This is a genomic window from Enterobacter cloacae complex sp. 6730903, from assembly GCF_048283985.1.
In the GTDB taxonomy this organism is placed as follows: domain Bacteria; phylum Pseudomonadota; class Gammaproteobacteria; order Enterobacterales; family Enterobacteriaceae; genus Enterobacter; species Enterobacter hormaechei_C.
In genome coordinates, this window is the sequence record NZ_JBLVXX010000133.1 from 1 (window position 1) to 1,069 (window position 1,069).

2 protein-coding genes are annotated in these 1,069 nt (G+C 31.0%); both read right to left on the reverse strand.

Annotation, left to right across the window (positions count from 1 at the left end; all coding sequences use genetic code 11):
* Positions 1-81: 81 nt before the first annotated feature.
* The gene (locus tag ACNQ0W_RS25175) at positions 82-597 is read right to left on the reverse strand and encodes a hypothetical protein (RefSeq protein ID WP_098028009.1); all 516 of its coding nucleotides are present in this window, start codon (positions 595-597) and stop codon (positions 82-84) included.
* 38 nt (positions 598-635) lie between these two features.
* The coding region (locus tag ACNQ0W_RS25180) for a hypothetical protein (RefSeq protein ID WP_417933295.1) at positions 636-1,069 on the reverse strand (434 nt) is incomplete at its 5' end.

A 1,069-nucleotide genomic window follows, 5' to 3' on the forward strand; every position in this document is an offset into this window, starting at 1 on the left:
AGCTAACAAATAGAAGCTGAGCTTCTATTTGTTGCCTTGTTTTTTCTGCCCTACGGTTGAAAAAATCAACATCTAAATTTATTAATTCTTTTTCTGTTTTTTAATAATGCTCCGTAAACTTTCATTTTGTTCTCTCTGAATACGTTTAAGCTCATCTATTTGGAACTGTTTTTCATCAATTTTAGCTAACAACTTACTGTTTAATATGTTCAGTGTATTTTTTGTTTCAGTAATTTCGTCATGAACTTCATTTATTCTATTTTCGTACTTCATCGAATTTATTTTATTACTTTCAAAACTTAGATATAAAGAATAACCTTGCATTAGCATTGATATAAATACTAATATTATCCCAATCCAAGTGGGCTTTTTGGATGAAGAAATAGCTTTTGATATTCTTTCATGAAGTCCTTGAAAGACGTAAATATCGCCCCCGTCTGCTATACTTTCAATACTGGTAGATATCGCGTCAATTGAGAACATGAATTCCCACAATACTTTTCCCATAGAAAAAGCGAGTACAATTGTGCCCACAAAAGCTAAAACCGCACCGACAATAGACACATACTCAGAGTTAATCATAAGAAAATCGAACATGTTTTTCCTTGCCACACTATAAAAACAAATATTTAAATTTATAGCAAAACTACTGCCGGTAATTTTTTAGATGTCCCATCACAAAGAATCCCTTTGTTTTTACCTGTTCCTTTAATTATCATTCCACTACAAGAGAGGAATGGCTTCCATTTTTTACCAAATGTAGGTTCTTTAGGTTGCACGTATCTTACACCACATTTTTCACACTTTAAAATCTCATCATCATCAGAGTTTTCTTTTAGTATTCTGAGTACTCTTTTAATATTAGCTTCTAATGAAGCTACGTTTTTAAATTTAAATTTTGTACCAATACAATCAAATAAAGACGCACTTATTGCCTCATAATTTAATTTATCCACATTTCCTTCAAACACATTCCCAACAAAAGGACAAAATACAGAGACTTGCCATTCATTACCTAAATCAAACGTATATGAGTCACCTATATTACTTTGATTTTTTATCTCAAAAC